General features: G+C 61.4%; 25 protein-coding genes and 1 pseudogene. 3 read left to right on the top strand and 23 right to left on the bottom strand.

The window, feature by feature from the left end; translation table 11 throughout:
- Window positions 1-21: 21 nt before the first annotated feature.
- From DVR09_RS16015 to DVR09_RS16090, 16 genes are all read right to left on the bottom strand, one after another.
- Window positions 22-240, bottom strand: coding sequence for a hypothetical protein (locus tag DVR09_RS16015; RefSeq protein ID WP_115418272.1), 219 nt, complete (start codon window positions 238-240; stop codon window positions 22-24).
- Between the two features lie 46 nt (window positions 241-286).
- Window positions 287-793, bottom strand: coding sequence for a hypothetical protein (locus DVR09_RS16020; protein WP_115418273.1), 507 nt, complete (start codon window positions 791-793; stop codon window positions 287-289).
- Complete coding sequence (locus tag DVR09_RS16025) at window positions 780-1,391, bottom strand: hypothetical protein (RefSeq protein WP_115418274.1); 612 nt, start codon at window positions 1,389-1,391, stop codon at window positions 780-782. Before DVR09_RS16025 ends, DVR09_RS16020 begins: the two co-directional genes overlap by 14 nt.
- On the bottom strand, window positions 1,384-1,605 hold the full coding sequence (locus DVR09_RS16030) for a hypothetical protein (protein ID WP_115418275.1): 222 nt from the start codon (window positions 1,603-1,605) through the stop codon (window positions 1,384-1,386). Before DVR09_RS16030 ends, DVR09_RS16025 begins: the two co-directional genes overlap by 8 nt.
- A 19-nt stretch (window positions 1,606-1,624) precedes the next feature.
- The gene (locus DVR09_RS16035) at window positions 1,625-1,900 is read right to left on the bottom strand and encodes a MarR family winged helix-turn-helix transcriptional regulator (protein ID WP_115418276.1); all 276 of its coding nucleotides are present in this window, start codon (window positions 1,898-1,900) and stop codon (window positions 1,625-1,627) included.
- The gene (locus tag DVR09_RS16040; RefSeq protein ID WP_115418277.1) at window positions 1,897-2,712 is read right to left on the bottom strand and encodes a hypothetical protein; all 816 of its coding nucleotides are present in this window, start codon (window positions 2,710-2,712) and stop codon (window positions 1,897-1,899) included. The genes DVR09_RS16035 and DVR09_RS16040 overlap by 4 nt, the downstream gene beginning before the upstream one ends.
- Window positions 2,713-2,814: 102 nt before the next feature.
- Entirely contained in the window at window positions 2,815-4,110 is a 1,296-nt protein-coding gene (locus DVR09_RS16045) for a hypothetical protein (RefSeq protein ID WP_115418278.1), read from the bottom strand.
- Window positions 4,111-4,161: 51 nt separating this feature from the next.
- Window positions 4,162-4,590, bottom strand: coding sequence for a hypothetical protein (locus DVR09_RS16050; RefSeq protein WP_115418279.1), 429 nt, complete (start codon window positions 4,588-4,590; stop codon window positions 4,162-4,164).
- A 167-nt stretch (window positions 4,591-4,757) separates the two neighbouring features.
- Window positions 4,758-5,129 (bottom strand): hypothetical protein, encoded by a 372-nt coding sequence (locus tag DVR09_RS16055; RefSeq protein WP_115418280.1) that lies wholly within the window; start codon window positions 5,127-5,129, stop codon window positions 4,758-4,760.
- Between the two features lie 49 nt (window positions 5,130-5,178).
- On the bottom strand, window positions 5,179-5,673 hold the full coding sequence (locus DVR09_RS16060) for a hypothetical protein (protein ID WP_115418281.1): 495 nt from the start codon (window positions 5,671-5,673) through the stop codon (window positions 5,179-5,181).
- Between the two features lie 26 nt (window positions 5,674-5,699).
- Window positions 5,700-5,906 (bottom strand): hypothetical protein, encoded by a 207-nt coding sequence (locus DVR09_RS16065; protein WP_115418282.1) that lies wholly within the window; start codon window positions 5,904-5,906, stop codon window positions 5,700-5,702.
- Window positions 5,903-6,754: a methyltransferase domain-containing protein gene (locus DVR09_RS16070; protein ID WP_115418283.1), complete on the bottom strand. Its 852-nt coding sequence runs from the start codon at window positions 6,752-6,754 to the stop codon at window positions 5,903-5,905. Before DVR09_RS16070 ends, DVR09_RS16065 begins: the two co-directional genes overlap by 4 nt.
- 3 nt (window positions 6,755-6,757) lie before the next feature.
- The gene (locus tag DVR09_RS16075; protein WP_115418284.1) at window positions 6,758-7,099 is read right to left on the bottom strand and encodes a hypothetical protein; all 342 of its coding nucleotides are present in this window, start codon (window positions 7,097-7,099) and stop codon (window positions 6,758-6,760) included.
- Between the two features lie 71 nt (window positions 7,100-7,170).
- The gene (locus tag DVR09_RS16080) at window positions 7,171-9,282 is read right to left on the bottom strand and encodes an ATP-binding protein (RefSeq protein ID WP_115418285.1); all 2,112 of its coding nucleotides are present in this window, start codon (window positions 9,280-9,282) and stop codon (window positions 7,171-7,173) included.
- A 41-nt stretch (window positions 9,283-9,323) separates the two neighbouring features.
- Complete coding sequence (locus DVR09_RS16085) at window positions 9,324-10,763, bottom strand: DNA cytosine methyltransferase (RefSeq protein WP_115418286.1); 1,440 nt, start codon at window positions 10,761-10,763, stop codon at window positions 9,324-9,326.
- A gap of 336 nt (window positions 10,764-11,099) precedes the next feature.
- Window positions 11,100-11,363: a hypothetical protein gene (locus DVR09_RS16090; protein ID WP_115418287.1), complete on the bottom strand. Its 264-nt coding sequence runs from the start codon at window positions 11,361-11,363 to the stop codon at window positions 11,100-11,102.
- 67 nt (window positions 11,364-11,430) lie between these two features.
- Here DVR09_RS16090 and DVR09_RS16095 point away from each other — a divergent pair, with 67 nt between their 5' ends.
- A complete protein-coding gene (locus DVR09_RS16095) occupies window positions 11,431-11,661 on the top strand; it encodes a hypothetical protein (RefSeq protein ID WP_115418288.1) in 231 nt (76 codons plus the stop codon).
- 66 nt (window positions 11,662-11,727) lie between these two features.
- Here DVR09_RS16095 and DVR09_RS16100 read toward each other — a convergent pair whose 3' ends face one another.
- The 4 genes from DVR09_RS16100 to DVR09_RS16115 form a co-directional block, all read right to left on the bottom strand.
- A complete protein-coding gene (locus DVR09_RS16100) occupies window positions 11,728-12,417 on the bottom strand; it encodes a hypothetical protein (protein ID WP_234041630.1) in 690 nt (229 codons plus the stop codon).
- A gap of 177 nt (window positions 12,418-12,594) precedes the next feature.
- Complete coding sequence (gene recA, locus DVR09_RS16105; protein ID WP_115418289.1) at window positions 12,595-13,656, bottom strand: recombinase RecA; 1,062 nt, start codon at window positions 13,654-13,656, stop codon at window positions 12,595-12,597.
- Between the two features lie 129 nt (window positions 13,657-13,785).
- Window positions 13,786-13,989: a helix-turn-helix transcriptional regulator gene (locus DVR09_RS16110; protein ID WP_115418290.1), complete on the bottom strand. Its 204-nt coding sequence runs from the start codon at window positions 13,987-13,989 to the stop codon at window positions 13,786-13,788.
- Between the two features lie 2 nt (window positions 13,990-13,991).
- Window positions 13,992-15,377, bottom strand: coding sequence for an anti-phage deoxyguanosine triphosphatase (locus DVR09_RS16115; protein WP_115418291.1), 1,386 nt, complete (start codon window positions 15,375-15,377; stop codon window positions 13,992-13,994).
- A gap of 415 nt (window positions 15,378-15,792) precedes the next feature.
- On the opposite strand from DVR09_RS16115, the pseudogene DVR09_RS17995 reads away from it, so the two are divergent.
- Together DVR09_RS17995 and DVR09_RS17820 are read left to right on the top strand one after the other, a co-directional pair.
- A pseudogene (locus DVR09_RS17995) lies at window positions 15,793-15,891 on the top strand (LuxR C-terminal-related transcriptional regulator); the annotation flags it as partial.
- Between the two features lie 18 nt (window positions 15,892-15,909).
- A complete protein-coding gene (locus tag DVR09_RS17820; RefSeq protein ID WP_267899715.1) occupies window positions 15,910-16,038 on the top strand; it encodes a hypothetical protein in 129 nt (42 codons plus the stop codon).
- 2 nt (window positions 16,039-16,040) lie between these two features.
- Here the strand turns inward: DVR09_RS17820 and DVR09_RS16125 are convergent, their stop codons facing one another.
- The 3 genes from DVR09_RS16125 to DVR09_RS16135 all read right to left on the bottom strand — a co-directional run bounded on the left by DVR09_RS16125 (window position 16,041) and on the right by DVR09_RS16135 (window position 18,156).
- The gene (locus DVR09_RS16125; protein ID WP_115418293.1) at window positions 16,041-16,862 is read right to left on the bottom strand and encodes a hypothetical protein; all 822 of its coding nucleotides are present in this window, start codon (window positions 16,860-16,862) and stop codon (window positions 16,041-16,043) included.
- A 58-nt stretch (window positions 16,863-16,920) separates the two neighbouring features.
- Window positions 16,921-17,619 (bottom strand): hypothetical protein, encoded by a 699-nt coding sequence (locus DVR09_RS16130; protein WP_115418294.1) that lies wholly within the window; start codon window positions 17,617-17,619, stop codon window positions 16,921-16,923.
- Window positions 17,620-17,772: 153 nt separating this feature from the next.
- Window positions 17,773-18,156 (bottom strand): hypothetical protein, encoded by a 384-nt coding sequence (locus DVR09_RS16135; protein WP_162815050.1) that lies wholly within the window; start codon window positions 18,154-18,156, stop codon window positions 17,773-17,775.
- Between the last annotated feature and the right edge of the window lie 18 nt (window positions 18,157-18,174).

The following is an 18,174-nucleotide window of genomic DNA, read 5'->3' on the forward strand; positions in this document are numbered from 1 at the left end:
GTTCCAGAACCGCAGGATTTCTCAGGCCGCTTTGGCCGAGACTTCCTCAGTTTCGAGAACAACCATGCGTCGCTCGCCATAGCGATCGGCGTTGAGTTCGCTGCCGGTGGCGCTCTGCAGGGCTTTGGCTTCAGCCTGGTCCTGATCGCGGCCCATGCAGGTGAAGGTTTCTTCACCATAGAGGCCGCTGTCATTCTTGAAGCCGATAGTCACGCGATAGGATTGGTACGCGAAGGTCATGCTGGTCCTTTCTGATACTAGCCAGCGATTGCCTGCCTGAGCAGGATTACCCCGTGGGCGGGGAATTCTTGGAGGGAGCCGAGGGGAAGGGTGGAAGGCCGGATTGCGCGGCCCGCTTGAGGAAGGCGGCGTTTTCGTCGGCAGGGTTGCTCTCGGCCGGCGCAACGAGGCGGGCGAGAGCCTTGGGCAGGGTGCGGTTGTTGGCCCAAGCCATGTATTCTTCGAATGACCAGCCAAGGAAGGTATGCATCTCCTCCGAGGAATCGCCTTCATGCCACTGCTCGATGGCATCATTGATCAGGTCATCGAGCGCGCTGCGGCGATCCTGGTTGGTCGCGAACAGCATGACGGAACCGACATCGTTCTGGTTCAGGATGCCAGCGATCTGCTCCACAGAGAGCTGGTCGAATGGCTCGATGCCGAGAATGAGGACCGGTCGGTCGGATTCGATCTCGTAGACGATGCTGCGCGGCGGCTCGGCATTGTCGAGTACGGCGAAGTCATACTTCGGCGTCTTGTCTGCGGTCGGGTCGATGGCTTCAGGCTGCGGCACGGGCGGTCTCCGGGGAGGGAAGGTTCGTCATGAATTTGAGGAAGAAGGCGAGGGCGCCGGTGTTGAAGGCCCCGATGAAATCGTTGAGGTCTTCGCACATGGCCTGCTCGCGGGCGGTGAAACCAACCGAGAGCGCCTGCTGGATGGCCGGGCTCTTCGCGATGAGCGAGATGGCGCGGTCTGCGTTGCCCTCGAGGTCTCCGAGGAGTTCGCGCGCCTTGGCCTCGTAATCCAGCTGCTCCTGAACGGGAGCGCGGTCGAACGAGAAGCGCTCTGACTTCACATCGAGCGATGCGATCTTCTCGTCGTAGAGAGCGGTGGCGAGCAGGCGGACGATGTTCGGCGCTGCGTTGCGCGCGGCGAGCTCGCTCTTTAGCGCGAAAATCTCGCGGTCTCGCTCGGCAAGCTTCGCTTCCTGCCAGCAAGCAGGGGCGAATTCGTCGGCCAGGTCTTCGTGGATGGCCGCTACGCCGGCGTCAGGCCGGGCATCGGTCTCGAGATACCGCCCAGCTTCCTTCTTGAGCCCGGTGTAGCCGGCATTGTCGGGGCGGTAATAGAGGCCGCGCTTGATGAGGAGATAGGTCTTCGGCTCAGACATTGGCTGGTTCCTTGCTGGCAGCGACTTCGGCGTCGTGCTGGGCGTCGTATTCGGCGGCTTCCTCGCAGGCGCAGATCTCCTTGGGGAGTTCGCAGCCGTTGCAGTAGTAGTGCTGGCACGACTCCCGGTGGCCGAGGTCGCGATCCTGATTGCAGCACCGGAGGATATGAGCCGGAAACTGGTTGGGCTTTCTGGCAGTGGGCTTCTTGGCCATGCAGGTCTCCTGGCGCGGCTTAGGCCGCAAAAAGCGAGGTGAGTTTCTCGGTCGGCGTGTAGATCTTGCGTCGCTTGTCCTCGGGGTCACCCGAAATGGTCGCCCAGCCGCCTTTGCAGAGCATGCTCATGTGGCGTAGCGCTGTTGTGGGAGGAACGCCGCTGCCATAGCTGAGCTTTGTGGTATCGCAGGGGCCATTGCAGGCGAGATCCAGCATCATACGCCATTGGGCCTCGGGCATCTTGCCGACGAGCTTGTCCTTCAAGCGATAGAGGTCGAGGAAGGTCTTGATCATTCCGCCTCCTCCGGCTGTGCCGTTCGGCTGAAGTCGACCGTAAGCTCGGGCACAGATGCACCGAGGTGATAGGTCGAATACTGGATGACGTCCTGCTTCAGAAGGTTCGCGACGCAGCGCGCGGCTTCCTCGGCATCCTCGCTGACATGGTGATCCCATTCGAGAACCTTGTCGCCGGTCTTGCGCCAGACAGTGATGTAGCGCTCGCCCATGCGCTTGCCCTCGAGAAGGGCGCGAGCAATGCGGCGGGCTTCTTCGAGCCGGTTCAGCTGGTCGGTTGCCTGGTCGTTATCGACCATGCTGAGGTAGGTCGCATCCGACCGGACAGCGGCCAAGCCCTCGTTCGCGGCTTCGAGCTCGTCGAGAGCGCGAATGAGCGAGGCATCGAAGGGGACACCCTGCGACTTGTGCGCGGTGACAGCGGTGGGAGACTTCTGGGAGACTAGCGCGGCGCGGCCGGCTTCGGTGAGGCGCGCGGTCGAAGTGCCCATGTCGTTGTCATGGGTCACGCTGATGAAGCCAGCCTCGGCAGCACGGTTGAAGGTGTCGGATACGTCACCCTCAAGGTCATCGCAGAAGGCGCTGAGCCAACCGCCGTCGTCGCTGGCGTCACTGGTGCCGCCCATGCTCTCGATGATGTTGAGCATCCAGAAGGTGCGCTCATCGAGCGGGGCTTCGTCGGCCTCGAGCGAGTTGAGGTGCTCGGCAATGAGGATGGCCAGCGGGATGGAAGCCATCTCGCGGTCGTTGTTGGCGAGAACGTATGCGATCGCCTCGACAGTTACGATGGAAACGCCTTCTGCTTCAGCCATTTTCGGGCTCCAGCTTTTCGCGGAGGGCAGCCATGCGCTTTTCAACGATGGCGACGGCCCACGGCTGGCCGGCGGCCGCGCAGACATCGAGGAAACTCATCTTCATGCGGCATCTCCCTGGCGTTCGATAATGCGGTCGACGAGGGCGGTTACGGCTCTGCCGAAGCGCTTGCGGCTGGCCTTGTCAGCTTCGACCAGGTCATCGCCGAGGTCGGTCCAGTCGTAGGAGGACCAGAACTCGGCACCGAAATGCACCCAGTTGTCGTCGTCGATAGCGCGGCCCGTTTCGAAATCGACGTTGGCGCATCCGAGCATGCGGACACGGCCAGCGCTGCCGAGAAGAGTGCGCCAGCGCTTGGCGTCGAGCTCATCCTCGCCGCGCAGACGCAGCGCGGCAGCCGCACGCTCCATGAGGCGCGCTTCTGTGCCGTAGAGCGCAGGCTCGGCCTGGCGGAGATAGCGAGCACGCTGTTCGAGCTTGTCTGCCATCTCGCTCGGCTCGCTCGTGGCGTGGCCGATCAGGTTCGCAATCTCGATGAGGCGGTTGTTCGGAGCGTCGTCGCCCGGGACGCCGTTCCATGCGAACCAGAGGAGATATTCCGAGGCCTCGATGAGTTCCCCAGCGAAGTTCTCGATTTGATGATCACGGGTTGGCGGCAAAGTCGCTTGATGATCACCGGTGATCGCCGAGACCAGCCGATCGCGCAGGTCTTCGGTAATGAGGAACTGCTCGGGGGAATTGGGACCGCGCAGCTGGGCATGGTTCACATTCGGGCAGTTCTGGATGTGCTCGATGAGGTCGGCCTTGTCGCGTTCATCGTTGCCATCACGGATGGCGGCAAGGGCACGACTGCGCAGCGGTTCGTCCATGAGGAAGTGCTCAGGCCCGCTAACGGGGCGAAGCGCGGCATTCTTGACGTTCGGGCAGAGCGCGAGCTCGGTCCAGATGAGGAAGCGCGGATCCATGGGCGGAAGGACGCCCGAGGCGGCAGCGGCTTCTTCGTCGTAGGGCAGGGTGCTGTAGAGCGAGACATAGATCTCGCCGAAGGGCGCCCACTGGTGACCTGCCGGCATGCCATAGCGACCGTCGCTGAAGAGGACAGGGCCGCCGTTGTAATCGGACGGTATTATTTCCTTGAACGCGCCCGGCTGTTTCCAGCCGCGGGGGAGTTCGACATCGTCGTTTGTGGGGGCGTCAGCGTAGACGGGGCGAGCAGTCCAACCAGCTTCGAGTTCGGACGGAACGAGGGGAAAGCGGGTAGCATCGCCGGGGCTCGGAGCCTGGAATTCTTCACGTTCGGTGGTGGGATCTTTGATGAGCCAGCCGACCGGCTTCTGACCATCGCGTGCGATAGCTGGATTTGCGCTGGGCGCAGGGAGAGTGTTGGCATCGGCCATAAGGGGAAACCTCCAAAATGGGTGTATGTGTATTGTAGGAGAAAATGCGGCTCAGGCGGCGAGCGGCAGGGGTTTTTCTTCGACGGGCAGCAGGTCTTCCGGATTCTTCAGGAAGGACACCGGCACGGCTTCGTCATCGAGCGCCTGGGACAGGTTCGTCTCGGATGCGAAGTGGACCGCGATGAGGGTGTTGTCGGGCAGCGCGTGGCAACCATCGAACATCATGTCGAGGAGGACTTCTTCGAGTTCTCCGCTGACAGCCTCGGCATTCTCGATGACGAGGAGGTAGTGCGCGCGGGACTTCAGGCCCCAGAGGCGATGACCTTCGCCGAATGTGGCAAGTTCGCGGGCGTCGAGACTGGAGAGCTGGAAGCCCCATTCGACGGCGCGCGAATACAGCGCATCACGCATCTCGTCACCAACGAGTGCGATAGCCTGAGTGCCTGCGAGGGCTTCAGCAAGGTGATCACCGATCAGCATGGGACTTTCCTCTTCTTCGATACTTCGAAGAGGATTTCTCAAGTAATCCTACCCCGCACGGCTGGTTGCCGGGCGGTACTGAGATTTATCCCACAAAATCGGGATTGTCATAGATGTGGGATAAAAGCACCGAGGTCATGCGCCTCGGTGCTGATATGGGCGCGGCGTCAGCCGGCTTCGGTAAGCATCAGACAGGCCATGTCGGCGCGGCCCTTCAAGCGGGCCAGCGTGTCCAGAGCTGCGATGTATCCACCAAGGTCGCCAGAGAGATTCTTGATGTCGTCGGCGGGCTTTCCGCCTTCTATGCCGTCGAAGGTCTTCTTGGCCGTGAGAAGCATAAGCCTGCGAGTAGCTTTGTGCTCGGCGTTGATGGTCAGGGAAAGACTGCAAACGGCCTTGCTGTCGCGCAGGCGCCGGGCAGATTCCATCTCTTGCGAGAGAGAGGCAGCACCGTCGATGATTTCTTCGGCGGTCTGGGCATGGGCGCTGGCCGGGATGAGCATTGCGAGGGCAGCAAGAAGGGCGGGTTTCGCGATCATGTGATGCTCTTTGGTGAGTGGAGGTTAAGAACAGATTGGCTGGCGAAGATTACTTCGCGCGCGCAGCGGCGCGGTAACCGCTGGCCCACTGTTTGTGCTCTTCGGTGCCAGCTTCATAGCGGTTGTCCGAAGGCTTCTTGCCCTGAACCTCCTTGGCGTAGCAGCCCTGGCCCCACGGGCTCATCCAGTCGACCTTCTCGTCCTCGTCCTTGAACGGCTGGTGCTGGGGCGTGCAGAGGTCGCCGTCTTCGCCCAGCCGCTCGAGGTTCGAATTGATCCAGAGGCGAAGCGGCGAACAGTCGAGGATGGGCTTGTAGACGAGGCCGCCGAACTGGTTGAAGGGCTCGACAGAGATGATGCCCATCTCGACAGCCTCATCCAGGCCCTTCTTCATCTTGTCCGAAGGGCGGCTGTCATTGAGGCTGTAGTGCAGGGTCGTCTTCAGGCCGAAGCCGACGAACGGCACGAGCGCGGCTTTGACGTGCTCGGGGATGTCCTCGATCTTGATCGGGCACTTCGGGGGATTTGCGGTTGCAGTGGTCATGAGGAAAATCCTTCACTCGGATGGGGTCAGAGGTATCCAGCGACGCGGTAGCGGCTGGTGATGACGTTGAGGCGTGCCAGCCGCGTCCCGAGAGCGGCGATGACACCGGGCTGCTCGTCGACGAAGACGCGCTGCCGCTCATGGCGGATGATGCGATTGCAGAAGTCATGCCTGCGGGCATCGAGAGCTTTCACGCGCCAGAAATGGCGTCGAGCGTGGGAGCGGGACATCATGCGGCGATCCTTTCGGGAAGCGTCCAGCGCGTATCATCGACACGCGTGAAGTAGAGGCCGAGCGTCTGGCGCACCTTGTCGCGCCAGAATTGGTTGGCGGTAGGCCGGCGGGGTTCGACGGCGTTGTAGATCTCGCGCAGGCTTGCCCGGCCGCCGAGAGCGTCCAGAGCGTGATGAACTGCCTCGCGCCAGGTGCCGGGTCCACCCAGGCGGCGGCGCGTTTCCTTGGGCATGTTCTCGACCGATTGCTGCTCAGAGAAAAGCAGGAGGCCCATCATGGTGCGCTTGCGCGACTTGATGAACTTCGCCCAGACCAGCGGATGGGAGATACGACCGAACAGCGAACGGGGGATGTGCTTCACATCGAGGGCGAAGCGCTCGTTCCAGCTCATCACGCGGCTGGCGGTCGAGAAGACGTAGGCGGGCAGGATGAAGGCCGCCACGCCGTCTTCAGGCAGGATCTCGTGGCTCCGATCGAGGAAGCCATCGATGACCGGCGAGGAGAATGGCGGATTGCCGAGAACCAGCCCGATGTCCTCATCGGGGAGCTCGGCAGACTGGAAGTCACCGACAATCACCGGGCGGCCGGTTGCCGCCTGCGCCTTCCTCGCGACCTCAGGGTCGATGTCGACGCCATAGGCGGACAGACCGGCTGGGACAGCCGCGAGGAAGGCGCCAGTACCGCAGGAAGGCTCGACCACGCCGACACGCCCGAGAGACGACAAAGCGTCCTCGGTAAGCATCTCGGCCGCCCAGAAGGGGGTGAACCATTGGTGGAGCGTCGGATCGCCGCGCTGCTGGTCACCCTCGGCAATCTGGGCCGGGGCGTGGAAGAGGTCCTGCTGCATGGATTAGGAAACCATGTCGGCGGCGCGAGCCGAGACAAGGAGATTGCGCATGGCATCGCGTAGCTCGCGGCGCTCTTGGGCATACTTGTCCGAGAACTTCGCGAGGTTCTTGTCGCACCACCGCACCATCTTGATGATGCCGCTATCGGAGACGGCATTCCGGTTGGCATCGAGGACGCGGAAATGGTCCCAGATGATGGCGAGCAGCATCTCGCGCGGGCGCTCGTACTTCTGGACGTCTTCGATCGCGTCGCTGAGGCGCGTGGCCCAGTAGAGAACCGACTTCACCTCTTCGCAGGCGAGGAAGCCCTTGGCGGTGTATTTCGGATGGATGCGGACTTCCATGGTGACCTCGTCAGAATGGGGCAGGGGAGAGAAGCGAGGGAGCCGGCGAAGGCCCCCTCGCAGCGAGGCTGTTATGCAGCCTGGTCGTCGCTGGCGCGCTCAGCGGCCTTTTCGGCGCGCTCTTCGCGGTCAGCATCGACCTTGCTCTGGACCCAGTCCCAGTAGCTGGCGCGCGTGTCGCCATTGGCGACCTCGTACTGCCAGTCTTCGCTCGGGTAGCCGGGGTGGTCTTCCCAGACGCCGTAGAAGTCGGCTTCGCGGCGAGGAGCATCGGTAGCGGCTTCATTCGAACCTTCGGCGATCGCCTTGATCTCGGTCCAGAGCGGGTTGTGCTTGTTGCTCTCGTCGTCGAGGTCGAAGTCTTCATCATCCGATTCCTCGGTGATGTAGGCCCAGGGGATGATCACATCGCCCTCGTCATCTTCGGACAGCTCGCCCGCCATGCGGGTGACGAGGTCGAGCGCCTTGGCGCTGCGGGCAGCGTAGCCAGCCGGGTCGTCGTCGACGAGATTGAACTTGTAGTCGACGCTCTTGCGCACTTCGATCTGCAGGACCTTGTCGTCAGGAATGCACGGCGTGTTGTAGCGGAGCGCATCTTCGAAGGACGAGTAGATGGCAGCTTCCTCGCTGACGAGAAGCTCGTAGGCGAGAGCAAGAGCCTGTGTTTCGAAATACTGGCTCTGAGTCTCGTAGCTGTCTCCGTCTCCATCGTCGCGGGGCGAGAAGACGGCGTCCTTGAGCATAGCCGAGAGGACGCCCGGCGTGAGAGCGTCATTGGGCCGGTATGCAATGCGAGCACCATCGAGTTCGTCCCCGCAGCTCCACGGGTCGAAATCCAAGGCGACATCGGTTTCGAGGTTGTGGAATTCGGTGGTGTCGGTCTTCGGGTCGAGCACCTTCACCTGCGCGGTGATGGCAGTTGCTTCGAAGCGGTCGGGGAATGCTTCGGGTTCTTCTTCGCCTTCGGCAGCGACTTTGGTGGTGACGGTGAAGCTTTTGGTTTCCCCGTCAACCTCGCCCTCGACGATGAAGTTGAGATCGGTGACACGGCGCATGTTGTCGTACCACGAATATCCTTCGAAGCGCCGGTCGGCGGAGAGGACCTTGCCCAGCAGAGGCAGGGCCAAGGCACGGTCGAGGGGCTGGTCGATCCACGCGTCATAGTTAGGGACCAGGACGTGCTCGTCAGTCACCTCGGTGATGTTACCGAGCGGCGGGTTGTTGCCGTGGTCAGCGGTATCAGCGACCCACGGGTAGAGCTGGGCCTTCGCTTCAGGGAGGTCGACGCCGAGTTCCTTGGCGCGCTCCCAGTGCCCGAACGGGAGCATGTGGAACTCCTGCTCGCCAATGGCACGGTAGATCGCGCGTTCGCAGGAGAGCCGAAGGTCGCGAAGGGTTTCGTTGTCGACGAATTCCTTGCGGGCCGGAAGAACCAGCTTGAGGTCAGGCGTCGAGCCGATATCGAGGCGGGCGTAATAGCTGTCGTGGCGACGCTCGTCGATGCTCGCGAGCTTCGTAGCAATGGTGAGACCATGAAAGTTCACGTTCTCTTCGTAGGTTCGCCACGCGCCACGGAAAATTCCGATGCGGCTGCCGTTCCATTCCTCGATGTACACAGCGTGCTCAAGGAAGTCCTCGGACGGAACCTCGGCGCCGTTGAGTTCGACGAGGACCGGGCAGAAGCGGGCGGCCTTGTGGATCTGGCTTTCGACGAAGCCCGGGTTGGTCTTGTCCAACACGAAGGTGATGGTCGTGCCGATGTCGCGCTCGGTTTCCGACAGGGGGATATCCTTTTCGCCCGTCCAAGCGTCCGGGTCGATCTCGGCGTACCAGGCGCTCTCCTGCGAAGCGTGGCGCGAGAAGATGGTGACCTGCTTACCAGCAAGGCTGAACACGCCCATGCCAGCCGGATCTTCGCTTTCGGAGACTTCTTCGCCCCAGCGCGAGGAACCAAGCGCAAGCATGCGCGACGGGTCATCGATGCCGCAGCCGTCGTCGGCGATCGTCACGCGGCTGGCACCGCATTCGATACCTTCAACGGTGAATTTGATGAGCGATGCGCCGGCCCGGCGCGAGTTCTGGATCAGCTCGTTGACGATGTCGGTGACAGTGCCGTTGAAGAGGCGAGTGACCTTGGTGATCGTCTCGGCGCTGACAGTGGCACGGATGGGGGTATATTCCATGGGGCTTTCCTTACTCAGGTGAATTCGAGAGAATTTGACAATCAGGCGAACAGCGGCAGGTCGTCGTAGCGAGCGGCCGCGCGGGGAGATGCAGCAGCGCGGGGCGGTTCAACGCCCTCCTGCCAGGCGACCAGAGCCTTCCCGAGAAGGTCGGCGAGCGCGTGGAAGGGCTTGGCCAGAATGGACTGGCCCAACATCTCGTGAGCACGCGTAATGCTCAGACCGTCGATCATGTCGGTGGGCACACCCTTGATGCGTGCGTGCTCCGCCGGCGTCACCTGACGCAGCATCTCTGGGTCACTGGGATGCTGAATTTTCGCGTCAGTGCTTCTTATCTTTGCGTATCCACGCGTTAACGTGGGTATCTTCAGGGAGTCCGGCTGGCAGATCTGCATTCGGAAGCCCTTTCCAGCGGCAATGTCCCGCTGCTCCTTCTCGCGCAGATAGGTCATCTTCGACCACAGCGGGCTGTCTTCGGGGACATCGTCGAGATAGTTTCCGAGGACATCGTCCTGCATGCCGGGACGTTCGATGGCTTCGATGTCGAACTCGATGCCTTCGGTGACCGCGACAAGCGCCATGCGGTTGCGATGCTCGATGCAGCCGAAGTCCTTGCCTTCAAGGACCGTGCTGTGAACAGCGTAGCCCCATTCCTGCAGCTGGTTGCGCAGGATGGCGAAGGATGCGGAGGTCATATACTGGGGGACATTCTCCACCAGAATGACAGCGGGGTTCACCGCGGCGGCGATGGCAAGGAAGCCCGCAACGAGATGACCGGCGTTCGGATCGTCCTCGGGGATGGCCAGGTGCTTCTTGGCGCGGCCGGCGTTCGAGTGGGCGGTGCAGGGGATGCCAGCTTCGAGAATATCAACCTTGGGGAGATCGAGGAGCGCAGAGGCGTCGAAGGCCAGCTCCTGCATGGGAGCCTCGACGGCGATCGTATTGGTCGCCCAGGCGGGGTTCGCCTTCGAGCACTGCTCGAGATAGGCCGGCTCGATATCGCAGGCGAACTTCAGGTCAGACTGCAGACCAGCCTTCGCGAGGCCTTCGTGCATGGCAAGGGCGAGGACGCCGAGCCCGGTGGAGACCGAGCCGACAGCGAGAGGCTCGCCAGCATCCATGCGCTTGCGCAGGCGGGCAGTGCGCTCCAGCTTGCGCAGGTCGGTAGCCGTAGGGGAGAGCGTGACCGCTCCGTCGGCGAAGCGGATCTTCAGCGATTCCAAACCGTCGAACAGCTCGAGCATCTTGCTGTTCGCGATATCGATGACGGGAAGTTCCTCGTCACGGCGCACCTTGCGGCTTACCAGGCGCTCGCCATTGGCGGTGACGCGAAGCGTGAGAGCCCGGGCCTTGGGATCGATCGAGATTTCATAGCGCGAGGCCGGCTTGAAGCCAGCCGATGCAAGACGGCGGCCTTCCAGCCAGATGCGGGGCGAACCGCGCTTATTCGTGCCGAGGCGCGTGATAGAGAGAGCCTGCAATTTTCTTCCTTTCAAGGACTGCAAACAGTCCACCCCAGACGACTTGAAGAACGTCGTCAGACAGGCGCGCTATGCGCCGCTACGGGAATATGGTCGGGAAGCCGGAGCCGTAGGGCCAGGACAAATGGCACCGTAAGAATACGGTGCTTGGTCATCCCTCGTTAGGCAAAGAGGGAATGGGCTTGCTCAGGTTTCTTGATCGGGTTTTGATCGAGAGGGGCGAAATCGTGAGACGCAAAGCCAAAAGCCGCAGAATTGCGCGGCTTTTGTATGGCCGAGTTTCTTGATCGGGTTTTGATCGGGCGGCTGGTGAAATGCTCCAGCCGCCCACGATGCTCAGGCGGCGTATTTGCCCACGATGTCGTGCGGGCACTCGTTGACGGCGTTGCGGCGCCCAGAGACGTGCCAGATATCGTATCCGCGCGGACAGAACCTGCCGCGAAACATCCCCCAGATGCTGCCTTTGGCATCGAAGCTGGTGGTCGTGTCGTCACCGTTCGGCTTGACCTCATGGATGGTTGCTCGTCCGCCACCACGCGTCTTGTAATCGCCAGGCCCATCGATGACGGTAGGCAGCGTGTTCAGCAGGGGCTTCGACATTGGCGAGTTCCTTTTCATTCCTCGTGAGAGCTTGACGGATGTTCCACGTCTGTTCCAACAGGCGGGCATGGCTCGCCACAAGCTTGATTCTGTGAATGACTTCACCAGGCGCGGATATAATCTGCGCTTCACCTGCGAGGGCTGTGGGCGCGTGGTAGAAGCCAACGCAGTCGAATTGCTGCAGGAACTGGGCAGGAGAAGGTTGTCGCTGTCGATCGAGAGGATCGAAGATCGAGCGAAGTGCCGCGAATGCGGACACCGCGGGGCAGCGGTAACTGCCTGCGAGATCAACTTCTGACCTCGCGTCTGGATGCAAAAAGGGCCCGCCAACGGCAGGCCCTTGCGATGAAATTCTGGCGTTACCTTACTCGGCAGGCGCGGCCGCATCTTCGGCTCCTGCATGACCTTCATGTTCAGCATGATGGGTAGCAGCAGCTTCGACTTCGACGGGCATCGGCGCGGCAGGGACAGGGACCTGCAGGGGAGCCGGAGCCGACTTCTTGAAAGCGAGCTCGATGTCCTCGTCGATGAAGGCGGGGACTTCCGCGCCGTGCGGGAGCGTCGCGCTCGTGCCGGTCAGGAAGAAGCCAGCAACGGGAACGAAGGCGACAGCGCCGACCACGCCAGCGGTGCCGGTCTTGCCCTTGTCGTCGAACGTGCCAGCCAGACGGATCTGGCGGCCGTTGACGCGGACGAAGAGGACGCGGGCTTCGAGATGGCCCGACTTGCCCCACATGCCCTTGTTGCGGACCGAGGTGATTTCGCCTTCACCGAGCGAACCGGCGGGAATGACGGTGATGCCATCGACGATAACGTCAGAGGCGACTTCCATGCGGAAGCGCTGGCCGACACGGGCGCGCTTCTTCTTGGTCGTGACTTCTTCGAGCATGCGCATCTGGATGGGAGTGCCGGCGCGCAGCACAGCGTTTTCAGCCTGCGGAGCGGCGATCACGACCTGCGGAGCAGCGACATGCTCGGCGACCTGGGTCTGGGCCGCAGCAGCGGCAGGAATAGCGAGAAATGCAGCAGAAAGAGCAAGGAACGTCTTGGTCATACGAAAACCCCTATTGGTGCGCCGAGACCCCCACGGTCAGACGCGATCGCGAACTTGAAGCGATAGGCTCGAAAGAACCCGTGAAATTGAACCTAGGTGATTGCCGCCGAATGAGAATTTATCGGCGGGAGGACGGGGTTCGCCGACTGGCGAACCCCGTACCGGCTGACCGCAGCCTTAGTCGTTGGCGCCTTCGCCCATGCCGTCGAGCAAGGATTCCGAGATTTCCTCGGTCTTGCCGCGAATGAGGTTCTCGATACGCTCTGCAGTCTCGGGATTGTCGCGGAGATACTGCTTCGCGTTCTCCTTGCCCTGACCGAGCCGGACGCTGTCATAGCTATACCAGCTGCCCGATTTCTCGACGATGCCGGCCTTGGTGCCGAGATCGATGATTTCGCCGAGGCGCGAGATACCTTCGCCATACATGATGTCGAATTCGACCTGCTTGAACGGCGGAGCGACCTTGTTCTTCACGACCTTCACGCGAGTGGCGTTGCCGACCACCTCGTCGCGGTCCTTGATCGCGCCGGTGCGGCGGATATCGAGGCGCTGCGAAGCGTAGAACTTGAGCGCGTTGCCGCCGGTCGTCGTCTCGGGATTGCCGTACATGACGCCGATCTTCATGCGCAGCTGGTTGATGAAGATAACGAGCGTGTTCGACTGGTTGATCGAACCGGTCAGCTTGCGAAGCGACTGGCTCATGAGACGAGCCTGCAGGCCGACATGGCTGTCGCCCATTTCGCCTTCGATTTCAGCGCGCGGCACGAGCGCGGCGACCGAGTCCACGACGAGAATGTCGATGGCCTTCGAACGGACGAGCGTGTCGACGATTTCGAGAGCCTGTTCGCCGGTGTCGGGCTGCGAAACGACGAGGTTGTCGACATCGACGCCGAGCGCCTTGGCGTAGACGGGGTCGAGAGCGTGTTCTGCGTCGACGAAGGCAGCGGTGCCGCCAGCCTTCTGGCATTCAGCGATCGCATGGAGCGTAAGCGTGGTCTTGCCCGAGCTTTCCGGCCCATAGATTTCGACGATGCGGCCGCGGGGCATACCGCCTATGCCGAGCGCCATATCCAGGCTGATCGAGCCGGTCGAGATCGCGTCGATATCGACCTTTTCCTTGTCGCCCAGCTTCATCGCCGAGCCCTTGCCGAAGGCGCGGTCGATCTGGGAAAGGGCGGCGTCGAGAGCCTTCTGGCGGGCGCCGTCGGTGCCGGGGAGTTCTTTGGCGGCAGTAGCCATATTGGGTATTCTCCATCGTGTTTTTGAGAGTGAAATTACCCTAGCTTGCGGGGGTAAACCTCGCAAGTGTTATCATGTTAACACGCAAAGAAAATCGCAGGTTTTCTGCGGGTTTGCACCCGAAATGGACTAAGCGGACTGGTCCTCGAAAATACTCTCGATTGGCAGCTCGAAAACTCGCCCGATCTTGAAGGCGATTTGGAGGGAAGGGGCATGCTTCCCTCGCTCGATCATGTTGATCGCCTGGCGCGAGACGCCAACGCGCTCGCCCAGTTCCTCCTGACTCCAGCCGCGCTCAGCGCGCAGCACCTTGAGGCGATTGGTGAGGGCCATGCTCAGAGGCTGTCGAAAGACGATCCGACACGCGGGCTGAAGAGCCGCTCGTATGCCTGCGTAAGCGAGGCATCGGTCATCGATGCGATGTAATCGCAGATGACGCGGCGCTTCGAGCTCGGATTTCCGACGGCGCGGTACTTCGCATAGATATGAGCCGGCAGGAGGTGGCGCGGGTCATGGTCCAGATAGGCGAAGAGCTGGACGATCATGTTCTGCGTCTTGAAGCGGATCTGCTGCACTTGCGGCGAACGAATGACGCGATTGAGGATGAAGCGTTTCAGCCCTTCCAGTAGGCGATGCGCTTCCGGCTGCATGGTCGCCTTGAAGCGATACATGTGGCTGGCGAAGTCGGGGCGCTCGGCGACATAGGTGTTCGAGAGCATATAGCTCACGAGCCGGCTGATGACCTTCTTGGTCGTGTGCGGATCGCCGGAGAAGAGCGCCTGGAGAACGCCCTCGTAGCGGGTGCCGGTGGTGTCCTGATATTCGGTCGGGTTCTTCTCTTCCATGCGGCGCACGAAGTCGGACCAGAGGTGCGGCTCGATATCTTCCATCATCTGCTCGATCGAGACGAGGCCCAGAGCGATAGCGTCCTCGAGATCGTGGATGCCGTAGGAAAGGTCGTCCGCGAGATCCATGATCGTGCAATCGAACGATTTGGCGCGGGTCGACTGGACGAGTGCGCGGTCATCGGCCGACAGGGGCTGGAATATCCAGTCCACGACGTCGCGCTCGGTGTCCATGTAGCACTTCGGGGGCTCATGATCGTGCTGGCTGAGCAAGATCTGGCCATTGATCGGCGAGGGCTTCCCGTCGGGGATGGGGCCATCGACGGCATCGGAGAAGGCGATGGGATACTTGAGGATTCCGAGCAGGGTGCGACGGGTCATGTTCGAGCCGTGCTCTTCGGTGAAGATTTCGAGCTTCGACAGAATGCGAAGCGTCTGGCCGTTGCCCTCGAAGCCGCCATCATTTCGCATGCAATAACAGAGACTTACCTCGCCTCCATGCCCGCCCGGCGGGTGACCTAGGTCATGGAGGAGGCTGATTGCTTCGATCAGCTTGGGGTGAGGAAGCGCCCGAGCGACGTCCTCGCGGCGATCGGTAGCTTCCAGGTGCTTCAGGATGCCCACGGCGACCTGGGCCACCTCGAGACTGTGCGTCATGCGCGTCCGGTGAAAGTCGCCGTCATTGGACGTGAGGATCTGGGTCTTGCCCTGGAGGCGCCGGAACGACGCCGAATGGATGACGCGCGAATAGTCGACCTCGAAAGGGTTGCGGCAGTCGTCAGCAGACTGCGCCACCGGCAACATACGCTCAGACCACTTCTCACTCGTCGGCAAGACGGTGTGACGCTTGGCAGCTTCAGCAGCAAAAACACCCATTACAAATCCCTTTGTCTGGGCCGGAATTTCATACCTCCCGGCCTTATCATTATTGGAAATTTCTCAGTCATCTGGGCGCGAAAGCGGGAAAAATTTGGAACCTTTGAAAAACACGCGGCGGGTTGAAGGAAAACACACACGCATCCGCCCACCACCGGTCCCCCATGTTTGGAAAAATGGAACAGAGCATCTGTGGGAATGCATAGCGGCAGCAGAAGCGCGCACCGCTCCTGAGGAGAGGATTTCCTCCCCGCATGGAATGCGGAAGGAATGGCGAGGGAAAGCTTGGAGCTCGCCATTCACAGGAGGGGTTCACGAAATATGGTTAAAATGCTACCTGCAAAGCACGGGAAGCAGGGGAATAGCGGTGGTAAATCGGGTACCATCCGGAAGGTCACAGGACGCGGACGGAATGATGACCGCGCGAGAGTTGGAGATTGTTCGTCTCTCAGCGTCAGGATGCACTACGAAACAGATAGCCGAAAAGATCGAGATCACGCATCGAACGATCCAGAAGCATATCGACCGTGTGGTGAGCCGAATCAGAGCGCGCAACAAGGCTCACCTGATCGCTATTTCGGTGGCGAAGGGCTGGGTCGACGGGGATAATCTTCTGGAAGATTACGAGGACTATAAGGCCTCTCTCCCCGACGACGAATAAGCTCAATCGAAGCTGGGACCGTCCACAGGTTCGGCAGGTGCCTCTTTCGGGGCTTCGTCACCTTCAGCCGGTTTCAAGCGGCCAACGCCGATCCAGAGAGGGCCGAGCGCAAGTGCGAGGCCTGTGACTTCGCGGTTGTTACCGCCGATCAGCTGAAGTCCGACATACCAGGCGTGCCAAGAGACGGCGGCAGCCAGGCACCACGACGTTTTCCCGAGCTGGCGCGCGAAGAAGCCATGCCATGCTTCGGGCGTGGTGATATCGATTGCCTGCCAGCCCTTGGCCGCAGGCTCGGAAGGCTTGTCTTGTTCAGCCTTCGGAGCGGGCGTGTCCCGAGCAGGGATGTAGATCGGCTGTGCCGTCGTTCGCATCGCATGGAGAGGCGGCTTGGTCCGGTCGGCATCGAAGGTGATCTGGGTCTGCCGGCCGCGTGGGGGAAGACCATAGTCTTCAGGCTGGGGCCACCAGTCGGGATGGTCGCCGCGGCCCCACGAACGGAAGAGGTTGAGCTTCCAAGCTTCGCGGATCTTCATGTACTCGTAGCCATTCGGGATGGCTGGAAGGTCGGGCCGGAGGTCATTGAGGACCGGGTTGGCTTCTTCGAGGTAACGCAGGGAGGCGCGGACATCCGCGATCTCGTCCTGCATCATGAAGACAAGGTCGCCGCTCCAATGGTCACGGTCGCCGCCTGAGCCGGCGAGTTTGCCGAAGACGAGTCCAAGCTCGCCTTGTTCTTCCTGCGCTTTGCCGACACCGGGCCAGTGTTTCGATCCGATCCCGTAAGGGCCGGGCTCAGTGCAATCGCGAGGCTTGGGGTTATTCATGGTGGGGTATCCGGTGGGGAAGGGTGCCCCCGCCGTTTATAGGCGGGGGCTTTGAGGGTCAGGCCGGTTCCGGCTGGAGCATCTGGTTGACGACGAGGCCGGTCCAGGTTTCCATCTCGACGCGCTCGTCGCCCTGGCGTGCGTCGCGCTCGATGAGTTCGGCCGGCGTCAGATATTCGGCATTGGCGATCGCGGTTTCGAAATTGAATTCCGGCGCGAAGCTGCGCAGGATCTTCAGGTCGATTTCGCAGACCAGGCCGATGTGGACGCTGTCGACGGGCTTCGCCTGCGACTGGATGAGGCTGGTCCATTCGAGAAGGTCGGGATGCTGCTCGAGGACGTCGTCGGGAAGATCGATGCCGAGCTCTTCGCAGATCTCACGGATGGCCGAGACGCTGAGCGTCTTGCGCAGGTCGATCATGCCATCTTTGTTGTAGATGGCGTCCATCGCATCGACATGGCCGCCGATGCCGACCGACGAGTTGTTGTGGAGGCGGCTCTCGCCGCCGTCGGAGCCGCGGATGTAGGAGAGCAGCTTGTCGCCGTCGCGCACGACGATGTACGGGATCGGCTGGACGAAATCGGTATCTTCCTCGCCCTTCTTGTCGAGGTGACCGCGCGGGCCGACCCAGACGTTGTGATTGTCGAAGACAGCCGCGTCAGCTGCTTCGTCGAAGGGCCGGATGCCGAAGCCAAGGCCGATCGACATGGCGATGGGCGCCGAGCGCAGGGCGATGATATGGGCGATTTTGCTCATGTGTTCTCCGTTAGGATGTGAAGGAAAAGGCAGCCCGGTACTGATGGGCGAAGCCAAGGATTTCCGTTGTGAGGCCATCTTAGACGCTTGAGAGTGCAAGCGCTGCAACTTTCTCAGGAAATTTGAAGGCCCGGAGGCCGGTTTCAGGATGTTTCAGGATTCTTGAAGCGTGAGAGCGTAGAGAGTTCGGACCTTCTGGACGACCTTGCGCATCTGAACGGCTCTCTCCGGGTTCTGGAGGCGTCCGTTCTCGATCCGGTGGAGGTCTTCCAAGGCGATGAGGTAGACCTCGCGCATTGCGACCTCCTCATCGTCAGGGTTGCGCGAGTGGCCGGTGCCGCCTTCGGCTGGCGGAGCCTCTTTGAGGTTTACCAGGCGGGGCTCGATGCGGCGCAGGTTCTCAGCCCGTTGGCAGAGCTTCTCGGCGATTTTTTGATCGCCGAGCGCCAAGGCGGTTTCGGCAAGGCCGTCCAGATGAGAAGCCTTGTCGTCGACGAGCTTGCGCAGGCGGTCGATTTGCATGTCGAGAGGAGTCATGTGCGGCCCTGTAATGAA

The organism is Erythrobacter aureus, from assembly GCF_003355455.1.
GTDB classification, from domain to species: domain Bacteria; phylum Pseudomonadota; class Alphaproteobacteria; order Sphingomonadales; family Sphingomonadaceae; genus Qipengyuania; species Qipengyuania aurea.